This is a genomic window from Reinekea blandensis MED297 (assembly GCF_000153185.1).
GTDB classification, from domain to species: Bacteria; Pseudomonadota; Gammaproteobacteria; order Pseudomonadales; family Natronospirillaceae; genus Reinekea; species Reinekea blandensis.
The window spans coordinates 80860-103101 of the sequence record NZ_CH724155.1 but is presented as its reverse complement, the minus strand read 5'-3'; the positions used below and the strand labels follow the sequence as shown (position 1 = coordinate 103101).

The 22242-nt window shown below is 53.7% G+C and carries 21 protein-coding genes and 1 pseudogene; 6 read left to right on the top strand and 16 right to left on the bottom strand.

Going from position 1 to position 22242, the window contains the following annotated elements; genetic code table 11:
* Both MED297_RS22385 and MED297_RS19865 read right to left on the bottom strand, forming a co-directional pair.
* A pseudogene (locus MED297_RS22385) lies at positions 1 to 411 on the bottom strand (hypothetical protein); the annotation flags it as partial.
* Between the two features lie 93 nt (positions 412 to 504).
* Complete coding sequence (locus tag MED297_RS19865; protein WP_008048234.1) at positions 505 to 975, bottom strand: Rsd/AlgQ family anti-sigma factor; 471 nt, start codon at positions 973 to 975, stop codon at positions 505 to 507.
* A 358-nt stretch (positions 976 to 1333) separates the two neighbouring features.
* On the opposite strand from MED297_RS19865, the gene MED297_RS19860 reads away from it, so the two are divergent.
* Positions 1334 to 1759, top strand: coding sequence for a flagellar basal body-associated FliL family protein (locus tag MED297_RS19860; RefSeq protein ID WP_008048233.1), 426 nt, complete (start codon positions 1334 to 1336; stop codon positions 1757 to 1759).
* A 78-nt stretch (positions 1760 to 1837) separates the two neighbouring features.
* On the opposite strand, the gene rmf is transcribed toward MED297_RS19860, so the two are convergent.
* The 4 genes from rmf to MED297_RS19840 all read right to left on the bottom strand — a co-directional run bounded on the left by rmf (position 1838) and on the right by MED297_RS19840 (position 7945).
* Positions 1838 to 2038: a ribosome modulation factor gene (rmf, locus tag MED297_RS19855; RefSeq protein ID WP_008048227.1), complete on the bottom strand. Its 201-nt coding sequence runs from the start codon at positions 2036 to 2038 to the stop codon at positions 1838 to 1840.
* 252 nt (positions 2039 to 2290) lie between these two features.
* Complete coding sequence (gshA, locus tag MED297_RS19850; protein WP_083779499.1) at positions 2291 to 3838, bottom strand: glutamate--cysteine ligase; 1548 nt, start codon at positions 3836 to 3838, stop codon at positions 2291 to 2293.
* Positions 3839 to 4043: 205 nt separating this feature from the next.
* Positions 4044 to 5354, bottom strand: a complete 1311-nt coding sequence (locus MED297_RS21660) for a DUF1501 domain-containing protein (protein ID WP_008048219.1) — start codon at positions 5352 to 5354, stop codon at positions 4044 to 4046.
* 5 nt (positions 5355 to 5359) lie between these two features.
* Entirely contained in the window at positions 5360 to 7945 is a 2586-nt protein-coding gene (locus MED297_RS19840; RefSeq protein ID WP_154651021.1) for a hypothetical protein, read from the bottom strand.
* A 260-nt stretch (positions 7946 to 8205) separates the two neighbouring features.
* Here MED297_RS19840 and rep point away from each other — a divergent pair, with 260 nt between their 5' ends.
* On the top strand, positions 8206 to 10230 hold the full coding sequence (gene rep, locus MED297_RS19835) for a DNA helicase Rep (protein WP_040557773.1): 2025 nt from the start codon (positions 8206 to 8208) through the stop codon (positions 10228 to 10230).
* Positions 10231 to 10404: 174 nt separating this feature from the next.
* Here the strand turns inward: rep and MED297_RS19830 are convergent, their stop codons facing one another.
* Genes MED297_RS19830 through MED297_RS19820 form a run of 3 tightly spaced genes read right to left on the bottom strand, consistent with a single transcriptional unit; the run spans position 10405 to position 13181 of the window.
* Positions 10405 to 10791 (bottom strand): hypothetical protein, encoded by a 387-nt coding sequence (locus tag MED297_RS19830; RefSeq protein ID WP_008048211.1) that lies wholly within the window; start codon positions 10789 to 10791, stop codon positions 10405 to 10407.
* Between the two features lie 12 nt (positions 10792 to 10803).
* Positions 10804 to 12465, bottom strand: coding sequence for a vWA domain-containing protein (locus tag MED297_RS19825; protein ID WP_008048209.1), 1662 nt, complete (start codon positions 12463 to 12465; stop codon positions 10804 to 10806).
* 14 nt (positions 12466 to 12479) lie between these two features.
* Complete coding sequence (locus MED297_RS19820) at positions 12480 to 13181, bottom strand: hypothetical protein (RefSeq protein ID WP_008048207.1); 702 nt, start codon at positions 13179 to 13181, stop codon at positions 12480 to 12482.
* 213 nt (positions 13182 to 13394) lie between these two features.
* On the opposite strand from MED297_RS19820, the gene MED297_RS19815 reads away from it, so the two are divergent.
* The gene (locus MED297_RS19815; RefSeq protein ID WP_008048205.1) at positions 13395 to 14540 is read left to right on the top strand and encodes a toxic anion resistance protein; all 1146 of its coding nucleotides are present in this window, start codon (positions 13395 to 13397) and stop codon (positions 14538 to 14540) included.
* Between the two features lie 55 nt (positions 14541 to 14595).
* On the opposite strand, the gene MED297_RS19810 is transcribed toward MED297_RS19815, so the two are convergent.
* Entirely contained in the window at positions 14596 to 15219 is a 624-nt protein-coding gene (locus MED297_RS19810) for a class I SAM-dependent methyltransferase (RefSeq protein WP_008048204.1), read from the bottom strand.
* A gap of 130 nt (positions 15220 to 15349) precedes the next feature.
* Positions 15350 to 16366 (bottom strand): pirin family protein, encoded by a 1017-nt coding sequence (locus tag MED297_RS19805; protein WP_008048202.1) that lies wholly within the window; start codon positions 16364 to 16366, stop codon positions 15350 to 15352.
* Positions 16367 to 16585: 219 nt separating this feature from the next.
* On the opposite strand from MED297_RS19805, the gene MED297_RS19800 reads away from it, so the two are divergent.
* Entirely contained in the window at positions 16586 to 17425 is an 840-nt protein-coding gene (locus MED297_RS19800; protein WP_008048200.1) for a hypothetical protein, read from the top strand.
* A gap of 24 nt (positions 17426 to 17449) precedes the next feature.
* Here the strand turns inward: MED297_RS19800 and MED297_RS19795 are convergent, their stop codons facing one another.
* The gene (locus MED297_RS19795; RefSeq protein ID WP_008048198.1) at positions 17450 to 17905 is read right to left on the bottom strand and encodes an Lrp/AsnC family transcriptional regulator; all 456 of its coding nucleotides are present in this window, start codon (positions 17903 to 17905) and stop codon (positions 17450 to 17452) included.
* A gap of 142 nt (positions 17906 to 18047) precedes the next feature.
* On the opposite strand from MED297_RS19795, the gene MED297_RS19790 reads away from it, so the two are divergent.
* Entirely contained in the window at positions 18048 to 18965 is a 918-nt protein-coding gene (locus tag MED297_RS19790) for a DMT family transporter (protein ID WP_008048195.1), read from the top strand.
* A 16-nt stretch (positions 18966 to 18981) separates the two neighbouring features.
* Here the strand turns inward: MED297_RS19790 and MED297_RS19785 are convergent, their stop codons facing one another.
* The 3 genes from MED297_RS19785 to MED297_RS19775 form a co-directional block, all read right to left on the bottom strand.
* The gene (locus MED297_RS19785) at positions 18982 to 19599 is read right to left on the bottom strand and encodes an MSMEG_1061 family FMN-dependent PPOX-type flavoprotein (RefSeq protein WP_008048194.1); all 618 of its coding nucleotides are present in this window, start codon (positions 19597 to 19599) and stop codon (positions 18982 to 18984) included.
* A 77-nt stretch (positions 19600 to 19676) separates the two neighbouring features.
* Positions 19677 to 20624 carry a hypothetical protein gene (locus MED297_RS19780; protein ID WP_008048192.1) on the bottom strand — a complete coding sequence of 316 codons (948 nt, stop codon included), beginning with the start codon at positions 20622 to 20624 and terminating at the stop codon, positions 19677 to 19679.
* Positions 20625 to 20626: 2 nt separating this feature from the next.
* A complete protein-coding gene (locus tag MED297_RS19775; RefSeq protein WP_008048191.1) occupies positions 20627 to 20971 on the bottom strand; it encodes a PadR family transcriptional regulator in 345 nt (114 codons plus the stop codon).
* A 171-nt stretch (positions 20972 to 21142) separates the two neighbouring features.
* Between MED297_RS19775 and MED297_RS19770 the strand changes: the two genes are divergently transcribed.
* Positions 21143 to 22072 carry an ArsR/SmtB family transcription factor gene (locus MED297_RS19770; RefSeq protein WP_008048189.1) on the top strand — a complete coding sequence of 310 codons (930 nt, stop codon included), beginning with the start codon at positions 21143 to 21145 and terminating at the stop codon, positions 22070 to 22072.
* Here MED297_RS19770 and MED297_RS22580 read toward each other — a convergent pair.
* A partial coding sequence (locus MED297_RS22580; RefSeq protein ID WP_008048187.1) for a hypothetical protein occupies positions 22063 to 22242 on the bottom strand: 180 nt, incomplete at its 5' end. The genes MED297_RS19770 and MED297_RS22580 overlap by 10 nt on opposite strands.

The following is a 22242-nucleotide window of genomic DNA, read 5'->3' as shown; positions in this document are numbered from 1 at the left end:
GGCGCTTCCAAACCAAACCGGCTCGCCGGTCCTGGTATCCCAAAGTACGAGGTTATAATAGTTGGCCGTCATGGCGAAGGCGCCATCGTCCGAGATGTCGCTGAAGAGGATTTCCGTCAGAAACCCTTCCATGTGATTCCAGTTGTATAGTCGCGCGTAATTGGCAACATCCCAGAACGAGCCACCGTGCTGAAAACTTCCTAACACCAAACCATTATCTTTCAGGCTGGCGGAGTAAGCCCCATTGGCAGCCACCTGCCATTTCTGTGAAGGTTTTTCCGCGATGCAGGAAACCAACCCTGCGCAGATCAGCAGGACACTGAAACATGTTAAGAAGCGTTGAATCATACCACCGTCGTCAAAAAGCATCGGGAGCGTCATTGCAGTGTAGCATTGACGTTGCGCGGCCACCTCTGCTGATTTCGCTGTCAGCGTTTTAAGGGCGATGAAAAAGGGAAGGGCGTGATACGGAGGGACAGGTTATCCCTCCGCGGGTCATTGCGATCAGCGAGATTCGGCCGCCTGTTGATGTACATTATGCAGTCGCTCGATCAACTGATCTTCCATATCAAATCGTTCAGTCATTTTCTCACCTAACAACGACAAATCTTCGTGCAGATCGTCAATGTTCATAACGACATGATCCGACGAAATGTACTTGTCGTTGAAATCAAGCATTACCTGAGTCAGTTCTTCGAGTCGAGGATAGAGCTGCTTCGCCAGGTCCATACCGCCGTCATCGTACTCTTTGGCTTCCCTGAACAACTGTTCGTAGATTTCAAAGTGTCCTTCGGAGACGTAGTCGACCAAGTGCTCACAGAAGGCCTGCAGCTGGGTGCTGACGGCCTCTCTGCCTTCGGCATCCTGAATGGCAAAATACAGGATCAGCGTCTGTTGACGATCAGCCAACCAGCGATCGATCATTTCATGGGTGCCGCCCCAGCGTTCCTGAGCGGTCTTACAGTTCTCGAGCATTGAAGTGTCCTATTCCGAGCGGTTTTGCCCGGTACATTGTCTGAATACCGGAATCGACAACAGTGACGATTCGGTGATTTGCCATTCGTTATCGTTACAATATAAGCATAGCGACCAGACAGAACAACCTAAACCCCAGTTGATCGTCGAGTTTACAATCGTCTTTTCAATGGTAAAGCGGCGCGAGGTGTGGCCGATAACCCCTGTACGATCCGGCTTTTCTACCAGGTTTACTCGGTAATAACCCTTAAGCTCTGGTCGATACGTCGAGAAACGATGAATTTATTGAGCGCCACTTCTATACTGAGCGGCAGCATTGACGTCCAACCAATCAAACAACTCAGGTAAGTAATAGGTTATGCAACGGCTGAAAAACAGAACCACAGGTTACGTTCGGTATCTGCTGCCCCTTATCGTTTCATTGGCGATGTCAGGACATTTGTCAGCGACACCGGCCGCGGTCGGTCCCTCTTATGTTGACTTGGAACCGGCCTTCACCCTGAACTATGGCGATCCGATGCGGACGCGTTACCTGCAAGCGTCCATTACGTTAAGGGTCAGAGATCAGGCAGCCGCACTGGAAGTCACGGCTCACTCTGATGCGATTCGTCACATCATCATCATGCTGTTTGCCCGACAACCGGAAGAAAAAATTCGCACCGCCGCTGGTCGCGACGACATACTCGAACAAGCGTTAAGAGAACTGCAGGATCTGATGTTAAAAGAGACTGGAAAAACCCTGATTGACCGGGTTCTGTTTACTTCGTTTGTGTTACAGACCTGAGTGGGTCAAAGAACGGCTGTCGTACCCGTTATAGAGAAGAGAGAACGGCGAGCTGCAATAAGATAAGTTAAGGTTGAATCAGGCCAGGCGTAACTTTTTGCGTTCTTTAGAACCTTTTCGAGACTGGCCGGAGCCATCATCCCAGCCTGCTTCCCAGGCCGCTTTCAATACGTCATGGCGATAGGGACATTCCTCATTCGGCTTGCCAGCCAAGCCCGTCATATAGCCCTGCTGGTAGGCTTTATTGAGTGTATCCAGTGTCCATTCCGTTTCAGACATGGTTCCCTGCTCCCTTTTTGACTCGTCTGCCTGGTTATGCCGTTCCTATCTAACACACCTAACGGCGGGTGACCTAAGGCACCTGTCCGGATCTTTTTTCTGCTTTCAGCCCGGATAATGTCAAACATTGTAAACCAAGTGCCGGGGCAATGTAGCAAGCCCGTCACAGTTTTCATAGATAACCGGACAATAAAAACCCAAAGATCGCCAATCCCTTGCCAGCCGTGGGCTGAGAGGACTCAGCATGACCGATTATTGACGCAAATACTCCGTCAGAAAATCGTCAAACGAGCCTTGTTGGGAGTTTTCAATGTTCTTTGCCCGCCAGACAGATAAGTCCGTTTCTTCCTGCCAAGGCGCCAGACGATCCGGTCGAAGTGCGTCGTTAAAATGATTCGCAAAGGCTTCGGATTGCGCCAGCGTAAACTGCCGATACGACCCCGCTTCGCGCACCGCATTTAGCACCTGCGCCGACGGAGTGAGTTCCGGGTTCTGCACTTTCAGCATTTGTGCTTCGCAGGAGCGGGCATAGCAATCGGTTCCGTTTTTCTGGTCAATAAATTTGGCAAACTGGCAAATCGATTCAACAAAGTTCTGCGCCAACTCCGGCACTGCAATCGTTTCACCTTTGAGGGTTAACGTTAACTCGGGGTCGCGACCACCAATGGCAACGGCTTCCGTATTGCGTTGCAGTTGTTCGCACTCTTCAGGAGAAATCATGGGGCTGTCCTGTACCAGACACCACAACAGGAACAGATCCAGAAAATTAATCGCGGTTTCATCAATGCCTAACGGTTGAAATGGATTGACGTCCATACAACGTACTTCGATGTATTCAACCCCTCGGTAACGCAGAGCATGCAGCGGTTTTTCACCGGAGTAAGCAACCCGTTTCGGACGAATGTCTGAGTAGTATTCGTTTTCAATCTGCAAAATGCTGGTGTTCAGCTGCTTATAGTCGTCACCCTCTTTCAGGCCGATTGACTCGTAGGCAGGGTATGGCTGTTGAATCGCTTCGGAAAGCGTTTTTGCATAAGTCTCAAGCGAGTTAAAACAGACAAACAACTCGGCCTGCGCCTGATTGGAATACCCCAGGTCACTCATGCGCAATGATGTCGCGTATGGGTTATAGAGGGTATCGTTGCCCAACAACGCCAGTTCATCAGAAGGCTCATCGAGAAACGAGCGATCCGCTGCGGGAGATGAGCCAAACAAATACAACAACAACCAGCTGTGGCGGCGGAAGTTTCGGATCAGGCCAAAGTATTCTTCGGTTTTAAAGGGGGTCAGATCGCCCAGCTTGCCATTGACCATGGCCCACTGCTGCCAGAAATCTTCCGTCAGAGACCAGTTGTAATGGAGACCGGCAATGGTTTGCATTTTCCGGCCGTATCGGTGCCAGAGACCATGTCGATAAATAGTCTTCAGACGGCCGATGTGGCTATTGCCGTATTGCGCAATCGGAATCTGCTCCTGCTCGGGCAAAACCGACGGCATGCTGCCCGCCCAGAACATTTCGTTGTCCATTTTGGAAAAACTGTACCGGTGCAGTTCATCGAGTTCCTGCAACAACGCTTTCTTATCGGTTTTAACCGAGGTGATGAACTCCAACAGAGCCTCGGAGTAATCGGTGGTAATGGCCTTGTGCGTTAACGCAGACCCCAGACCGGCCGGGTGAGGGGTCTGGCTGATATGACCCTTCGGGTCCACCCTCAGGGTTTCCCGTTCAATACCGCGCTGAAAAACAAAGGCGTTTTGCTGCAATTGCTTGAATTGCTCAAGTCTGGAGATAACAGGCAAGGGAGTTTCCTCGATTAGGCTCGATGCCAAGTATGGGGCCTGCAGACAGAAGATCAAGCAATGCAGACGTCAATATCTTTCGCCATTGTAAGCTAGTGTCGTCTCTTCCCAATGGTGCAACCATTACCTTCGAGACACACCTTGCCTAAGCACTTGAATGGCACGCTGAAAGCAGACGAACTTCTGACTCAGGACACTAGGGTTCTTACACCAACGCGCGCAGATCCAGTCCCGAGTCATCAAGCGGAAACAGCTGTTGATAAGCCGATGTGTTGGTGCCACTCCAATGCCGCAACAACGTCTGAAAATGTGCCGGTGTCAGGATGGTGCCGGTTTCTGATGCCTCCAGGTTTGGATCCAGACCCAGGGCATCATGGGTCGCCGTCGTTTGCCCAACCACCGCACGAGAAAAGCCACCGTTTTGCATGAGAACCGCACTGCCAATCGGCCAATGATCTTTGCCGGCTCCGTCGTTGTACCAAGGCGTGCGTGAAAAGTCCGACGCGATCACGACGCGCAGCCGGCCGGTCAGATTGGTCCCGTGTGCACTGTCTAGATTGGCGGCTTCCTGCCAAAGATAATCCACACCTGCCGCAAGGTTTCGAAGCGCGACTCTGTGCTCACTGTCGTGATTGGCGTGCGTATCGAAGCCCCAATGCACGACATCCGCAGCGACGGTCAAACCCGCCGCCATACTGACGAGTGAAAGCTGAATCTGGCGCAACAGCGGGAACCAGTTTCCGTCCGCATCGACCGTCGGTGCTGAGGTTTCCGGCAGATATTGGTTGAGTGTTTTTAACTGGTCGCGTCCGGCGGCGCTGTTTTCCATATACTCCGACGCCTGGCTCAGTCGGCGGGTCAGCGTCGCACGAGCCTGTAATCGATCCATCCGCGCTTGCCGGTACTGATCCATTAAACCGAGGCTTTCCGGTCGATGATACTGATGTGCTCCCCATTGTGGCTCATTCGTGTTGACCAGATTGCCCAGAGTGCTCGGGTCCTGCATCAACGAAAAACTCGTCAGACCCGCGGTCTCCCGATAACCACCATTGCTGAGGAAGGCGAGCGGCAGGCCGGCGCCGTGTTGCGCGGCCGCCAGGGCGGTTACCGCCGGATAGCCGTCGGCAAAACGACCCGAAAAGACGTGTCGGACACCCGCAGAATGTGCATTGGTTTGAGCATCCAGGCCGTTTAACACCAGCATCTTATTACCATGGTTGGTAAACAGGGAGGCGTTGTCGGCAAACGGCGCATAGTCGATGCCGTGCGCGCTCTGAATGGGTTCACTGGCTGACCAGTTATTGATGCGAACGGCACTGCCAGACCCGCTGGGTTGTATCAGACCGTCTTTCGGGTCACAAAAGCTGGTCACATCCCAGCCACCGGAGGCAAACAAGACCAGATATACCGGACCTTCGTAGCGGGTCACCTCGGCTCGTGCTGGCGCGCTGAGCAGACCGGCCGATGGCAACATGCCCGCCGCAACCATCGCTTTTAAAAGTTCACGTCGTTGCATGCGTCTTACTCCGTTACGAACTGAATGTCGGTCAGCATGACGGTCAACACCGCCACCCAGGGCCGAAGAGACTGCTGAGGGTTGTAGTAACTGCCCAGGTGTGCGCGAACATTCTCTGGGTCCTGCCAAACGATACCGTCCCAGTTCAGTGAGACGTCGACGCCATCATTGCTGTCGTAATCTCGCACCTCGCAGTTTTCATCCAGCTGTTCATCATCCCGGTAGTCGTCCCATTGCACGCTGTACCCGAGGAAATCACTGACGTACGTTCCGCCGTTGCTGTCGTCATCCTCTCGCCACGCGATACGTTGGTCATAAATTGCTTTATAGAGCTGCCAGAGAGCCTCCTGTTCCTCAGCATCACTGACACCCCACAAGCGCCAAAGCAGGTTGTTGATGGTCTGCCGAATCGAAGCCTCACCAGCCTCCGTGGTCGGATCGGTGTCCATGGTGACATCGGTAAACAGGACTCTTGGCATTCCCGGCCAGAACTCCTGCAACACCACTTCACAGGCCAGCTCATTGGCCATGCGATCGACCACCGAATACATCAGACTGTTCATGGCCTCGGGGCGTTCGGTGATACCGTCGGAGTCGATGCCGCCGTAAAACATGTAATAGTCTTCCAACAACTGCCCGTCATTCTGCCAGTCCCGTTTCCAGTCAACATCGAGCACAGCCGTCAGTTTACGATCCAACTGTTCGGGGCTCAGCAGCCGACCCAGACCCAGGTCGCTGAGCACCTGTTGCCGATGACTGTCGGCGGTCGTCAACTGTTCACCGCGATAGAGCGGGGACATCATCATATCCACCAGCAGCGTTTTCAGATCAAATCCGGACGCGATGAAGTTTTCCCCCCAGGTCGCAATCAAGGCCTGCTCATCCTGATACGCCTGTAGCCGGGCGGCATAGTCCGCATCAGAGGGTTCTGAGGGCGCCAACAATGGCTCTCGACCAAAAACACCGGGGAACCAGAACTTGGCCGTTCCGGTAGCAAACCGCGGATCGGCCACCAGCTGTTCGCCCAGCCATTGCAGGCCGTCGTTATAACCGGATACCGGACCAAAAGGCGCAGAAACGGGCAGATCGACACCGTTAAAGCCCGGGGCGAGCTGCTCGCGATACCACTGATCGCCGTCGTGGTATTCGTCACCGGCGACGTACACCGACGGCAGCGAATCCTGACCATTACGCGCCAGAAACTGACTGTCATTACCCCAGCTCTGAAAAGCACCGGCGACCGGATCGAGCAGCTGGTGACAACCAAAACAGCTGGTGCCTTCTGCGCCGGGATTGGTGACGTTTTTCAGTTCCTCGGCATCCATGGCCCGCACGGCCAGCCGCTCGATATCAACGCCAAGGAAGTAGTAGTAAGTCCAGCGCGAGCGGGCCCGGTTCCGGTTGGTATCGGTCGATGGATAACGCAGCAGGAACACTGGTGAACTGAGCAGTCCGGCAGCAGGCACAGCATCATAGCCTGCACTTTGAATCGTTTGGTTCCAGGCCACCTGATAGCGTCGTAACTGCCCCGGCCGCCAATCTTCGGCATTAAACCGGTCATAGGCACTCGTCCAGCTTTCACCATCGAAAATTTCGTAAGTGAAGGGGTTCATCATGCGATAGTTCGCAGTGAGAATCTCGCTGTAAGGCCGGTCCTGTGTCACCACATAACGAATCAACTCCAGAGGCTCTTCGGCGATCGCTCGCTGGGTTTCTGTGTAAGTAACATTGGCCAGCTGGCGTTTCTGCCAGGCGACCTGACAGGCGGGTTCCGAGGCATCCTGAGCGGGCTGACCGCCGCCAGACACACAGCTGAGCTCAGCCGCTTCCGCGGCATCGAAGGCGGCTCCGGTGCGATCGAACAAACCTGGATACAGGTACCAGTCTGCGGCCAGCGCTTCCTGAGCTTCGGTTTGCCCGGTGAAATACTTACGGGTCAGCAAACGATCATTGGCACTGTTCTTCAGCCAGCTCTCGAAAACCGGCCCGTTGAGGTAACTGCGTAAAACCGTTCGCAATCCGACGTCAGACTGCTGTGCCGTGGTCACTTCTTCACTGGTCGGCATGCGCCCCTGCATCAGAATGGCGCTCTTGCGTACCGTGCGACTGGCGCTGATGTTCACAACATCGTCGAACCCGAGTTCGCGGGCCACAACACCTTCGTCTTCACAGGCTTCTATCGGTTGAGTCACCCGTTGCACCATTTCCAGAAAGTCATCGGCCTGATCACTGTCAACCTCCAGTAACCGGCCACCATCGTGTCCGGCGCCGTTGAGGGTCGGCTTACGAACAAAGGTGTCACCATGCTCAGCAATGTACTGGCGCACATCTTGGTAGGCGTCCGCTTCGCTGCTCGACAAAACTAAAGCCGGCCCATCCGACCCAACCTGCGAGGCGGCATGGCAACTTGAGCAGGTGCCGGCCAACGTGGGCCAGACCGCGCGGGAAAAAAATTCGGCATCGGTTTCTGAACAACTTAAGGTTCGGTCCAGCTCCAGATCGACCGGATCGCCAACGTCGCCAAAATCCTGAGCGCAGCCAAGCAGGGTCAGGCCCAGCAAGACCATCAACGGTTTGTGCAAAACTCTCATCGGTATGAATTCTTTTTTGGTTTTCATAGGCCCTTTTAAGGCCACTGAAGTATGGCTCAGAAGCCCTGAAAAGGGACGGTCGCAGTTCACAATTTGTGTCGGCTCTTTGTATCCCGTCGTGGAAAACGTGACAGATTTCCGGCATCAAACACGCCGACTTCTGTCAAACCTCTCGAAACTTGCCTGACCCAAATGACCAGTTGGGGACGGTCCCGGCACCTGATAAAATCGCCGCCCGTTTCATCAGTGTCTCCCTATTCATGGCGAACAAGCTCAATCCCCGTCAAAAGGAATCCGTCGAATACATCAGTGGTCCGCTGCTGGTGCTGGCCGGTGCTGGCTCCGGAAAAACCTCGGTAATCACTCAGAAGATTGCCTATCTGATTCAGGAGTGCGGCTATCGGGCACACAATATCGCCGCTGTGACGTTCACCAATAAAGCGGCGCGTGAAATGAAAGCCCGGGTCAGCAAGCTGGTTAAGGGTAAGGCCAGTCATGGTCTCATTGTCTCAACGTTCCATAACCTTGGCCTGAACATTCTGCGCAAAGAGTCCGACGCGATCGGCCTGAAAAGCAATTTTACGCTGTTCGATGATCACGATTCCAAAGCTCTGATTAAAGACATTATTTTGCGCTCGGCACCCAACGCCGTGGATGAAGTCGATTACTTCCGCAACCTGATCAGTTTGTGGAAAAACGACCTGAAAGAACCGGACGATCTGCGCGGTAAGATGGAAGACGCGACTCACGCGCTGGCGGTCGAGATTTACGCTGAATACAACCGAATGCTGTCAGCATATAACGCCGTTGATTTCGACGATCTGATCCGTCTGCCGACGCTGATGTTTCTGAACCACAATGAGATTCTGAGTAAGTGGCAACGACGCATTCGCTACCTGCTGGTCGATGAATACCAGGACACCAATATTTCGCAGTACCTGCTGGTTAAGCTGCTTGTTGGGGATGATCCCCGGTTCACTGTCGTCGGCGATGATGACCAATCCATTTACAGCTGGCGCGGCGCCCGGCCAGAAAATCTGGTGAAACTGCAGGAAGACTTTCCACACCTGAAGTTGGTGAAACTCGAACAGAATTACCGCTCCACCGGCCTGATCCTGAAAGCGGCGAACACCGTCATTGATAACAACCCACACGTGTTCAAGAAGACACTGTGGTCGGAAATGGATTTCGGTGACAAGATCCGGATCATACGAACCCCCAGTGACGATGCCGAAGCCGAACGCATCGCCAATGAAATCCTGCATCAGCATCTGGTGCGCAAATGCGATTACAAAGACTTCGCCATTCTCTATCGCGGTAACCATCAGGCCCGCATCATGGAAATGAAGCTGCAGCAGAATCGCATCCCTTACAAGATGAACGGCGGCACGTCGTTTTTTGCCAAAGCCGAAATCAAAGACGTGATGAGTTATCTGCGGTTGCTGATCAACCCCGACGACGATGCGGCATTCCTGCGCATCATCAACACACCACGTCGGGAAATCGGACCGGCGACTCTGGAAAAACTGAATGACTATGCCGCCGTGCGCGGTATCAGCCTGGTCAGTTCCTGCAGCGAACTGGGGCTCCGCCAACATCTGACACCAAAGGCGTCTGAACGGTTAGAACGGTTCACCGGCTGGCTCGACCGAACCATTGAAAAACTGCACACGCTCGATAACCCGGTCATGGCGATTCGGGAAATGATCACCGACATCAACTACGAAGCCTGGTTACGCCAGGACAGTACCAGTGACAAGATGGCGGAAAAACGTTTGGCCAACGTCCACATTCTGATTGACGGCCTGCAATCGATGATGGAACGCGGCAACGACGAAGACGATACCGACCTGGCCATCGGCGATGCCATCGGCAAACTGGTGCTGCGTGACATGATGGAGCGTCAGGAAGAAGAAAACGAGGAAGACGCCGTACAGATGATGACCCTGCACGCCTCAAAAGGGTTGGAGTTTCCGCATGTGTTCATCATGGGGTTGGAAGAAGAACTCCTGCCGCACCGCAACTCCATCGAAAGTGGCGACATCGAAGAAGAGCGCCGCCTGATGTACGTCGGCATCACACGCGCTCAGAAAACGTTGGCACTGACCTTTGCCTCAAGGCGTAAACAGTTTGGCGAGTTAATCGACTGCACACCGAGTCGGTTCCTCGATGAACTGCCGGAAGATGACATTCGCTGGATTGGGGCGGAAGAGAAAGCCAAGCCCGACAACCGCGAAGAAAACGCCAATACGATCAGTAATCTACGGGCGATGTTGAACGGGTGATGAGGCTGCGGGCTGCGGGCTGCGGGGTCGCTTAATAGAAATGTTAGGATATAGGTTTCTTCAGCTACTTTCTTGAATAGGCTCACATAGGGCTGCTGCTTCTAAAAAGCACAAGCTGTTCAGAACGAATGAAGTTTATCTCGCAGCTCGAGGCCCGAAGCTCGCAGCGAACCCTCAATCAAACTCCACAACCTTCCAGCCATCCGGCTGCACATCGGTAAAGGTCAGCAGTACACGTTCGTCGTACTGATTGGCTGGGAAGGTCTGATTCAACAGGCTGCCATTCATGCTGCCGAAACTGACCCGGTAAAGGCGCGCCCGGTTGGCGTCGCCTTTGCCCAGGTAAGATTTATCCGTGGCAAAGTGAAACTCGCTGTAGCGCTCAGCGCTTTCGTAGTCATCAATCCAATCGTCAATCTGCGTCTGGAAACCGCTCAGACCATAGGAAGAGTCCACGACGATCAGGACATCCCGCGGGTTACCGCTGAAGTACAGATGCGCCCCAACAAGCCCGCCCAGTTGAATGACGACCGCCAGAGCGATGGATACGACTTTGCCCACTTCAGGTCTCCGTTACATCTGTGCGTTCAGCAGGTTACCGATCTGGTAGGCTGCTGAACCGGTGGATGATTCGGTATAAGACGCTTCGACCAGCCCGGAGACTTTTTTCAAGTCGGCCGACTCAAAGCCATAAGCGATGCTGTGCACAGGAATATTGAGCATCTGTATCACTTTTTCGACATCACCCAGCGGCAGCCCGTTCCGGGTTTCACCGTCGGACAGCACAAAGATGGTCAGCTTGTGTTCCGGATGCGTTTTCGCGAAGTTCAACAGTTCGTGCGCAGCCACCAGTATCGCGTCGTTGGTCGCAGTACCGCCGCCAGCACTCATGCGCTCGACCGCCCCTAAAAACTGCGACTTCTGTTGCAGGTCAAACTCACGTATCGGCAAATCGACGTTGACCCGATCATTAAACGTTACCAAACCGATGCTGTTGCGCGAGGAGACAAAATTAGCGGACTCGTCCAAGGCGATTTTCAGCGCCCGGATGCGATCACCGTCCATCGACCCCGACACGTCCGCAACGAACATCGCGGCAATCGGCCGACCGCCGGATTTTTTGTCTTTCCAGATGCGTTGCGCACTCAGAATGACCGAGCCATCATCCAGTTCATAAGCGGGTTGATAACTCGGGTTCTGATTAAAGCCGTATTGACGCGCCACCTGACGGTTATCGGCGATAAACTGCGCGAAGGCCTCCAGCACGAGTCGCTCATTTTCATCCGCTTCCCCGGTCGCGTAGAGCGGTGAATCATGCCGTACACCGAAGGGGACAAACTCATAGCCACCCAGACCATTGGCGTTAGCAAACGTCTGATACTCCATCACAAAGGCATCCAGCACGCCGCTACCCACGGTGGCTTCACGCATCTGCAAGGTATTTTGAGCAACAAACGGAACTCCGCGCTGGAACGCTTCGAACGCACTGGCCACGTCCGGCGCCAGCATTTGTCGTTCTTCCCCCTGCGCAAAGGCATGCAATACGGTCAACAGGAAGTTCAAACCCGTTGAAGACTGATACGGGTTGGTATAGCCCATGGCAAACTCGCCACTGGTGACGACGGTCAGTAGCTTTTGAATGTCCAAATCGCCATTAGTGGTGATCTGATCGACCTTGTCATCCTGCACGACCACACCGGCGACGTTCGGAGCGGTTTGACGAGCAATTTCAGTCAACTCAACCCCCTGAGAACTCAGCATCTGTCCCCACAGCAAATTAGAAGGCGAGTAGCCATCGGGCACATTCTGCCCGGCTAACAGGAACGAGGCCGCCGCTCCGGAGGCAATCCGACGAATAGCAATCTGACCGACCTTACCGTTCGGCAACTCAAACTGTTCGGCATTGAACTGACGCGCCAGATCCACGTAGATGCCATCCACACCTTCACCGGCTTTCTCAGAGCTGGTAAAAATCTCGACCGCTTCGGTGCGGGCACTGTCTCTGACATCCACCGACATGGTGTATTCGTTGATGTCCGGCAGCAGCTCAAGCAAGTTCGTTGACGACAGTTTGATGTTCGCCCGATACTGATTTTCGATCCGGCTCGGCTGAATGGTTTCCTGGACCAGCTCACCCAGGCGCACTTCGGCTTCATCAAAGTTTTGAACGTTGTTGGCATCGAAACAACCGGCCAGTAACGGCAGCGTTATTGTCAATCCAATCAGTTTTTTCATAGCGGTGTCCTTAATTATTGCTTGCTGAACGCCTGCGCACGTTCGCCGAGATCACGCAGACGATCCAGTGATTCCTGCAGTTCAAATGAGTTGATGTCTTTAATGTTGGCCACCTGCACAGTGGTTTCATTCAGGGCGGTCAGCAGGTCACGATTCTGCTCAACCAGCGATTCGATCCGGGCTTCCTGTTGGGTCAACAGCGCCTGGCGTCGTTGCAGTGCTTCACTTTCCAACAGATCGCTGTCCGGCGTTTCCAGTTTGGTGGTATGTACCGATTGCGCCGCCGCCAGAATGTCTTTCAGGTTGTTGATCGACAGGCGGAAGACCCGACCGGTTTCAGCACTGTAACTGGACATGGTGATGGTGGTGTCGCCCAGCTTCTGTTCAATGACCCGACGATAGTCCTCTAACATGCCCATCAAGCGTTCAGCTTGTTTGGCTGAATCCGGTAAGGCCATGGCCTTGAGCTGTTCGGACAGCGCTTCAACCTCAGCATAGAGCGCCTGTTCACGCTCAACCTCACGGCTGATCAACGCCTGTTGCTGATCTTTTTTGGCAGCGCCGGAAATCAGGTAATACCCCAGGCCAATGCCAGACCCGGCAAATGCCAACAGCGCATAGCCACCCAGCAACATCACATCAAATGGAAACCACACCGCAAACGCGGCGATTCCGAGACATGCGGTAAGCAGGGTAATAAGGAAAATTCTGGCCATCAGGGTCCTCTGAGACTGCGCATCACACCATCGCCATCAATGCGACGATACCGACCGCTAAGATAAAGCCCAACCCCTGCAATTAAAAGGGACATTGGCCATTTCATGACAATTGACTCGCCATTCATGACTTTCGGCGCGCGATTACGCTTTCCAATCGCCTGAAGATACCGTCATAATCGACGATCGTTTTAATGCGCAAAGGAACACGCTATGACCACTCAGACCCAGATCGCCCAGGTGGCCACCATGACCCCTGAGCAGATTGCTGCTGAAGTCGGGACCAAAGCCCCGACGACCATCGCCGACGAGATCCCGGAAGAGGTGAAGAAACGCGCACAGGAGATGCTTGAGCGCATTAAGAACGTTGGCGAACGAGACATTGAAGGTCGCAACAACCTGACCGATGAAGCCAAAAGTTTCGGTTCTGAAATCCGTCGCAACATTGCCCATCAGAGTGACCTGCTCAACGCGCCAATCAAAGAGATCATGGGCAGCAATGATGACAGTGGTGACCTGAGCAAAGACCTGCTGGCCCTGCGCGGCAAGGTTGAACAGATCAACCCGAATAAGTTCGACTTCTCCGAAAGTGGCTTCCGCCGTCTGCTGAGCAAACTGCCGGGCATCGGCTCAAAATTGGAAGCCTGGTGGTCACAGTATCAGAGCGTCAGCACCGTCATTAACGACATTCTGACCAACCTGGCCAAGGGCAAAGATGTCTTGGCGAAAGACAACATCACCCTGAAAACTGATCGCGATAAGCTGATGGAGTACACCTGGCAACTGCAGGATCAGCTGCAGATTGCCATGCTGCTCGACAAAGAGCTGGAAGCCTGGGCGGAATCGCTCGATGCGGCGCAGAAAAAGTACATTCAGGAAGACATCCTCTACTACCTGCGCCAGGAAGTTCAGGACATGCAACTGTCTCTAGGTGCCGCGAACCAGGCCATTCTGGTGTCCGACATCATCCGTCGGGCCAACGAAGAGCTGATTCGCTCCACAGACCGCACATTGAATGTGTCCGCCAAAGCCCTGCAGACCGCCGCCGCGCTTCAGGTTGCGCTGTCGCATCAGGAAAAACAAATGGCCGCCGTCAAAGCGACCAACGATATGACCGTCGATCTGTTGAAGTCCACGGCTGAAAAAGCCAAAACCCAGGGCGTGCAGATTGTTAAAGACGCGAACGATGTGTCCGGCATGATCGAAGGGCTCAAGCAAGCCTTCGGTGACACCATCGAAGCGATGGATCTGCTGGATGCCTACAAACAGGAAGCATTACCGGCCATGCAGTCCAACGTTGAACTGCTGGATGACCTGAACAAGAAGATGAAAGAACAGGTCGAGCGCAACACCAAGTAACGCCCGATCTCAGCCCGCGGAATCGCGGGTTTTTAACATCTCATACGCCTCACGCTCATGCTGGTTTTCGGGCAATGATAAACACGGCGGCTTTCTTTCTAGGCCGCCATTGATCCACAATCTCAAAACCGCTTTGCTTCAGTTCATTGACCAGCGTCTTCTCGGTAAAGGTGCTGACGTTAGGAATCTTACCGGTTCGTTTCAGCAGCGGCACAATAAACCGAAACCACGACATCCAATCTCCCAGACACAGCGTGCTGGAAACAAAGTAGCCATCGGCTTTCAGCATCTGATGGACCCGCTCCATCACCGTTTTCCGATCATCCACCAGGTGCAGAATGCTCATCCCTAATACAACATCGTAATGGGCAGACGGCGCTTCAAAGGTTTCGATGGTGCTGCGCTCAAAATGCACGTTGCTTAACCCGGAACGGTTCAGCTTTTCGCGCGCATAGTCCAGCATACCGTCGGAGCAATCGATGGCGGTGAGATGGCGAACAAAGGGGGCATGAGCCAAGGCGGTACCGCCGGTACCACAGGCAAACTCGAGCACTTCAGATTGCGGTGTCAGCAGGGCCCGGGTGCGGGCCAGTTTTTCCTGATAAGCAGACTCATCAGCAATAGGCTGGTTGGCATAACGTTCAGCAATGTTATCCCAGAAACGAACATCGGCACTCATGTCAGACTCCTTGTCGGACTCAGCTCAGGGTCCTTACAGAGTGCGCCGATGCAGCGGGCGGTGCAATCGGCCCAAGGTCATGTTCTTAAACACGACCTTTGGCCAATACCGCGAGTCAGGTAGACGGGGATCAGAGCGGCTTTTCTTCCAAACGACCATCAATGTGGCGGGCAAAGCGACCTTTGGCCTCTGAGTGCACCGGATCTCCAGACCCCCAGGGCCAGCCACCAAACTGATCACGACGATAGTCAGCAAATGCCTGATGAATTTCCGCTTCGCTGTTCATCACAAACGGGCCGTACTGCACAACCGGCTCAGCAATGGGTTTGCCTTGCAACAACAACAGTTCGACCGGTTCGTTTCCGGCTTGAAGCCGAACAACCGCGTCCGATTGCAGACGGACACCGTGGTTGATACTGAGTTCGCTCTCTTCAATGCTAACCGACGAACCACTGAACAGGTACAACGCCCGGTTGAGTCCGCCCGATGCAGCAGGCAGATGGAACTCGCCACCGGCTGGCACCTTAATGTGCCAAACCGCAACATCGTTTTCTGCGTCGGCCGCCCAAGATTCTGGCGGTGGCGGTGGGGCCTGATGACCTTTCAATGCGCCGGCAATCACTTTCACTGTCGTCACATGGTCATTGCTGTCAGGCACTTCAACAACCGGGGTGTCTTCCCGCCAGAGCATGGCGAAGTGCGGCGTCACCATCTTGTTTTTGGCCGGCAGATTAATCCAGATCTGAAACAGCTCCAGCGGATTGTTTTCATCGGTGCTCAGCAACGGAAACATTTCTGAATGCTGCACGCCTTTTCCAGCCGTCATCCATTGCGTATCGCCTCCGCCGTAGCGGCCGGCCGCACCCAGTGAATCGGCATGATCAACGAGGCCTTCATTGACCACGGTAATGGTTTCAAAGCCTCGGTGCGGATGCCCCGGGAAGCCGGGAATCTTGTCACCGTGGTACATGTTCCAGCCGTCTTTCCAGGCAAAGTCTTGGCCGATGTTGCGGCCAGCTAAAGAGGCATCTGGACCGTACGCGCCATTGCCTTTGGGAAAGCGGTCATTGTGAAACACGCAAAACAAAAAAGGGTCGAAGGTTTTCCAGGGAAAGCCCAGCTGAAACGTTTCTAATATCGCGGTCATGGTTTTCTCCTGTGAAGGGTATAAATTTCAAGGTCACAGTATAGGTGGGATGGATCGAGTAAACTGCAAGGCATTTCTGATGCTCTTGTTCAGCCGTTTTGATCGTTTGCTCCATTGATCCGAGTTCTCAGCTTGTGATCCATCTCACGACTTCTGATGCTATCTCTTCAAATTAGTAACTAGACTATGGGGTCCAACACACACTCAAAGGATGAGAACATGAAAAAACTGCTTTCGACGGTATTGATGACACTTGGACTGATAGCGCTTGTTGGCTGCGCTGAGGATGAAATCAGTAGCAGTATCAATGAGTCGGCAATGACCGTAGACAGTGAGAACAAGAACACTGCTGCCAGATCCGCCTCTGCTGGCGCAAACCAAGCGATCGCCAGTGATTCAGTTCCGAGATCGGCTACTCAGAATGGGTTTGACGCTTGGGTCAACAAGCACAAAAACCTCTTTGGTATTCAAAACCGCTTGGCAACTCGCAACACAATTATCGACATTTCCAGTACCGTCTGTCCCGACGGAGGCTCTGCAACCTATGTTGTTGAGACAAACTCATCAGGTACAACTGGCACTTTCGATGTAACCTATAACAATTGTCAAGATTCCTGGGGTGGCGAAACAACAACCATCAACGGCACCGCCAGCTGGACTGTTGAAGAGAGCGGCGCTTTTTCTTATGAGTATGACCTAACCACGACCGCAGACGGCCAGACTTGGACGATTCAGGGAACTTTGCAGTGCGATGCCAGTTTCAACTGTTCCTACACTGAAGACTTTTCAGCAGATGGAGTGGATTATCGTTTGGCCAATGTTGAAATCAGCGGAGGCTTTGGTAGCGGATATAATGCTTCTTTCCGTATTTATCATGAAGAACTCGGATACATCGATGTTGCCGGTGAAAACCTGGTACTTTGCGACAATGGGAACTTCCAATCTGGAACCATCAGCGTAACCGACAGTACAAACAGCGACGCGTTGTTGATAGCCTTTGTGAGCTGTTCACAAATGACCGTTACCTTTAATGGCAACGCGGAAACAGTTAGCCAATAATACTTCTTACACCTCCGCTGCCTCTCAACCGAGGGGCAGCGGCCCCCGATCCTTCACCGTCCGAATCGCAAACGAACTGTCAATGTGATCCACCATCGGCAATCGCTGCAACCGGCGCACCCACTGTTCGTACTGTTTGAGATCCCGAATGACCACCTGTAATCGGTAATCAAAGGCACCAGAGACGGTAAAACAACTGACCACATCGGCCATGGCCTGAACCTCAGCTTCGAACGCCGCCACCGGTTTTTCCTGATGTTGACTGAGCCGGACCTGCACAAACACCGTCATCTGAAAGCCGAGCTTTTCGGCATCCAACTGAGCTTGCAGGCCTTTAATCAGGCCCTGCTGCTCCAAGCGCCGGATGCGTCGCGCACAAGGCGAAGGCGAGAGCCCAACCCGTTCACCAATTTCGGCCGCACTGAGGCGCGCATCACGCTGCATTAAATCAAGAATGTTGAGATCAATTTTATCGAGCATTCAAACCTTAGCCTCTAAAGCCAACATCTGACTAAATCTTAGCAGTTTGTGCCACAAAGACCTCATACCCAGTTCATTTTAGTCAATGCTGGCTCATGCCTCGGGCTAGTATGGCGATCCAATCTGACTTGGTCTGCTGTCAATGACCCAATCCACACTGCTCTCGGTCTCGCCCATTTCTGTGTCGTCCGGCCAACGTACGCTGGGTATGATCTGCGCCCTGATGACGGTCATGGTCTGGTCAGGCTATTTTCTGTCGTTACGGGCGGGGGCTCTGTCCCCACTGGGCACACTCGAACTGTCGCTGATCCGCTTCAGTTTGCCAGCGCTGTTGCTGAGTCCGCTGTTTTTCCGGTCCATTCAAGCCTACCGGCAAGTTCACCCGCTGTATCTGGCTGGTATCGTCCTCGGCAGCGGTTGGGGGTTCTTTTATTTATCTCTGATGGCCATGAAAGCCTCGAGCGTTTTGGTGGGCAGCACCCTGATTCCGGGCGCAGCACCGGCCTTTGTTACCTTAGTGGCCGTCGCGGTTTTTCGGCAGCCCCTGCCAATGACGCGGCACTTGGGGTTGTTGCTGATTCTGCTCGGTGTGGTTGGCTTTATCGGCTCGGCCATCTGGCCGTTTCAGGCACGACAACTGACCGGAATCGGGTTACTGCTGTGCGCTGCGTTCATCTGGGCCCTGTTTACGCTGTCCGTTCGCCAATCCGAACTGGCTCCGCTGCAGGTGGCGGCATTGGTGGTTGTGCCGAACGGGGTAGCGGTTGCCGGTTGGGCACTGTTCCGGCTTTCTGAAATCGATTTTACCGGCGTCAGCCTGACGATGATCGGCACTCAGGTGATCGTACAGGGGATTCTGGTCGGTATCTTTTCCGGGCTGTTTTACAGTACCGCCATCCGACGGCTGGGAGCAGAACCCACCTCGGCGATTGGCTCGGCAACTCCGGTGGTGGCCTCGGTTCTGGCGTGGTTATTACTCGGCGAGGGCGTTTCCTGGGTGCCGGCTTTGGCGCTGATTTGCACCGCAACCGGCGTCCTGGTTGCCAGCCGCGCCAAATAAGCCAGTCCGACGAAGTTTACTGCCCATCCTGATAGTAGGCTTCCAGATCGTCAGCGACCGCTTGCGCTTCGACGCCGTGATCCTGCGCAAAATGGCGGTGCACCAACGATTCCTCATTCGGGCGTTTGGCGGTCTCTGGCCACAGCTTGGCACGCACCAGCGCTTTGCCGCAGTGAAAAAAGGCTTCATCAACGCTAATGACCGAGACCAGCGTCGCCGGTTTACCGTCTGCAGCACAGCGCTGACAAAGTTCCGGGTCGCGACTGATCTGCACCCGTCCATTGACCCGAAGGGTTTCCCGCACACCGTGTACCAGAAAGATCAGCGAGATCTGGCCGGTTTCAATCAGATTTTCGAACCCAAAAGCCAGGCGATTACCGCTGCGGTCGGGCAGTAAGACGGTTTTTTCGTCCACCACTTCAACAAAGCCCGGCGCATCCCCCTTGGGCGAGACGTCGACACCGCCGTCTTCGCCGACCGTCCCGACAAACACCAGGGCGGAACGGGCAATGAAAGCGCTGAACTCATCCGTCAGCGATGACTTAATTTTCTGTTCAATCTTTTCATGCGGCGAGGGGATTACATCACGCAACTGCGCGGTGTTGGTAATCAGGTACTCAGGGTTCAGTTGCACAGGGCCTCCGGCGACTCAGCGGTATTGCCGATGTGAACACCGGCAACACAAATGCTTCTCATTTATATTCAATGGCGTCAGTGTACCTTGAGCCCGGCCTTTTTCACATAAAGCTGATACAGGTGCGTCGCGGATTCCCAGGCCATGACCACGATCGCAATCAACAGCGCGACATTGATTCCGGTCTCAATGCCGGTCAGTACGCGAGTATCGACATCATTCAGGGACGACAGCAGCGGCTGCTGATCGATCACCAGCACCAGAATGACCATCCAAACACCATTCAACAGGCACTGGATCTGCCGAAACCGGGGAATCCAGACCGAACGCACAAGCTTCACCGCGCCAAACAGAACGTCGAGCAGTAACAACCCACACAAAACCATGAGCAGGGCACCGGGTAGGTTAAACGTCAGATCAGTCAGCCAGATGCCATCATGATCCGCCAAAGAAGGCAGCTCGATCGCGCCGGAAAACAGTAAAAAGCCAATGGCTGAGACATTAATTTCAATCAGAGACTCCGTTTTGGATATTGGCGCGTGCTCCGTCGCGGCCAGATCTTCTGCGTTCCAACGATCCAGCCAGCTGGCCCGTTCACCAGACCGTTCCAGTACAAAGAAAATCAACGCAATAATAACGACGGCGTTGCCCAGGGTTTCCGGCACACCAAAGAGGCTTTGGATAAAAGCTTGCACCAGGTTGTCCGAAGTCCAGGCGCTCACGGCAAACAAAGCCACATGCAACACCGCAACGACCAGTGCGGTCATTTTAATCGCCTCGATGAAGCTGAGATAAAACCCGGGACCAATCAGATACAGTGACTCATTCTGACCCAGTTGTGTGGCCATGCGAATGGGGTGGGGTTGCTGTTGAACAAACACCATCGGATCACACTCATCATCGTGCGATTGCCGTTCTTCAAACTGTTCGCTCAGCGAATCGTACAGTTCATCAGCCGTTTCCTGTCGAATCCGGCGCGGTAAGTAACCGGCCACCTTGTCTGCGTAGGCTCGTATCAAGTCCATCTTCAATCTCCCACAATCCGTTGAATGGTGGCGTTCATCTGTTGCCACTCGTCTATAAGCGCCGTAAGAATCAACCGGCCCAGTTCATTCAAACGATAAAACCGCTTCTTGCGGTTGCTCTCGACGCGCCATTCGCTGTCCAGCAGACCCTGAGTCTGCAATCGCCGGATCAGGGGGTAGAGCGTGCCTTCATCCATGGGTAAACCCTGCGCCTCCAGCGCTTTACGCAATGAGTAACCATAGTGCTCTTCACGAAGCTGACCGAGGACAGCCAACACAATGGCGCCGCGGCGCAGTTCCTGGCGCATCTTGTCGAGCACACCGTCGAACTCCATACTGTTCGCCATATACTGTGTACCAAATAGTATTTAATACCCAGTGTAATCAAAGTAATTCCGACGACAAGCGATTCTTCTGCGTTTTGATCAAAATGTGACCTTTGGACAACACCATATCTATATCAAAATATTTTGATATAGTTCTTGCATTCTCGCTTTTGACTGCTATCTTTCTCGCTCATGAACATCGACCAGTTTCCGGGCTTTTTCAAAGCCATCAGTGATGCCACCCGCTTAACCATCCTTCAGGTGTTGGGTACGGGGGCCTATGGCGTGATGGAGCTCAGCGACATGTTGGACGTGAAACAGTCCGGCATGAGCCACCATTTAAAGATTCTGGCTAAAGCCGGCTGGGTCGATAGCCGTCGGGAAGGCAACACAATTTTTTATCGACGCTCACTGGGCGATGCGCTGGGTGTGCAGCAGAAACTGTTCCGTGAACTGGACGCGAATCCGTTACCGGACACGGTACGTAATCAACAGCGGCAAATTCGTGAAGACCGTCTGAATGCCGCCCGCCAGTTTTTTGTTGAGCACACAGAAGAATTTGAACTGCATCAGGAACGGATCGTGTTGTTCGAGCACTACGGACCTGAAGCATTACAACTGTTGGACAGTCTGGATTTAAGACGCACCGACCGCGTGCTCGAAGTCGGCCCCGGCAAAGGCGAGTTTCTGAAAGCCCTGTCGGAACGCTTTGACTCGGTCACGGGTATTGATATTTCTCCGGTGATGCTGGAGCAAGCGGGTGAACAGACCATGGGTGCGGCGAATGTGGTGTTGAAAGAAGGCAGCACCGAAACGCTTTTGGACGGTGACGATCATTTCGATCTGATCATCTACAACATGGTGTTACACCATGTGCCGATGCCGGAAAGTGAAATTGCGCAGTGTGCGCGACTGTTGACGCCGAATGGACGCCTGATCATTACCGATCTGTGTCATCACGATCAGGAATGGGCACGGGAACAATGTGGCGATCAATGGTTGGGGTTTGAACCGGATGAGTTGCATCTGTGGGCTCAGCGTCACGGGTTCGAGCCACAACAGACTCGTTTTTTAGCGCTGCGGAATGGCTTTCAGGTTCAGACGCAGGTTTATCAAAAGTAATCATGGCCGGTAGCGTTAAGTACCGGTCGTACGGAGCAAACCCGGCAGCCCTGTTTTAAAACTCGCCGTAAACCCATCCATGGGGGCTGCTCATCAGCATCCATGCTGATGAAGCGTTTTAAAACAGGGCTGCCGAGTTTACTTCCTTGCTGTGTCAGCTCGTTCAAGGC

Bases quoted from the DNA above. Each gene is read 5' to 3' on its own strand.
- MED297_RS19775 (WP_008048191.1), bottom strand. From the start codon at position 20,971: ATGGCGAACAGTATGGAGTTCGACGGTGTGCTCGACAAGATGCGCCAG.
- MED297_RS19780 (WP_008048192.1), bottom strand. From the start codon at position 20,624: ATGGACTTGATACGAGCCTACGCAGACAAGGTGGCCGGTTACTTACCG.
- MED297_RS19805 (WP_008048202.1), bottom strand. From the start codon at position 16,366: ATGACCGCGATATTAGAAACGTTTCAGCTGGGCTTTCCCTGGAAAACC.
- MED297_RS19865 (WP_008048234.1), bottom strand. From the start codon at position 975: ATGCTCGAGAACTGTAAGACCGCTCAGGAACGCTGGGGCGGCACCCAT.
- MED297_RS19770 (WP_008048189.1), top strand. From the start codon at position 21,143: ATGAACATCGACCAGTTTCCGGGCTTTTTCAAAGCCATCAGTGATGCC.
- rmf (WP_008048227.1), bottom strand. From the start codon at position 2,038: ATGTCTGAAACGGAATGGACACTGGATACACTCAATAAAGCCTACCAG.
- MED297_RS19810 (WP_008048204.1), bottom strand. From the start codon at position 15,219: ATGAGTGCCGATGTTCGTTTCTGGGATAACATTGCTGAACGTTATGCC.
- MED297_RS19790 (WP_008048195.1), top strand. From the start codon at position 18,048: ATGACCCAATCCACACTGCTCTCGGTCTCGCCCATTTCTGTGTCGTCC.
- MED297_RS19825 (WP_008048209.1), bottom strand. From the start codon at position 12,465: ATGAAAAAACTGATTGGATTGACAATAACGCTGCCGTTACTGGCCGGT.
- MED297_RS19800 (WP_008048200.1), top strand. From the start codon at position 16,586: ATGAAAAAACTGCTTTCGACGGTATTGATGACACTTGGACTGATAGCG.
- rep (WP_040557773.1), top strand. From the start codon at position 8,206: ATGGCGAACAAGCTCAATCCCCGTCAAAAGGAATCCGTCGAATACATC.
- MED297_RS21660 (WP_008048219.1), bottom strand. From the start codon at position 5,354: ATGCAACGACGTGAACTTTTAAAAGCGATGGTTGCGGCGGGCATGTTG.
- MED297_RS19815 (WP_008048205.1), top strand. From the start codon at position 13,395: ATGACCACTCAGACCCAGATCGCCCAGGTGGCCACCATGACCCCTGAG.
- MED297_RS19820 (WP_008048207.1), bottom strand. From the start codon at position 13,181: ATGGCCAGAATTTTCCTTATTACCCTGCTTACCGCATGTCTCGGAATC.
- MED297_RS19795 (WP_008048198.1), bottom strand. From the start codon at position 17,905: ATGCTCGATAAAATTGATCTCAACATTCTTGATTTAATGCAGCGTGAT.
- MED297_RS19840 (WP_154651021.1), bottom strand. From the start codon at position 7,945: ATGAGAGTTTTGCACAAACCGTTGATGGTCTTGCTGGGCCTGACCCTG.
- MED297_RS19860 (WP_008048233.1), top strand. From the start codon at position 1,334: ATGCAACGGCTGAAAAACAGAACCACAGGTTACGTTCGGTATCTGCTG.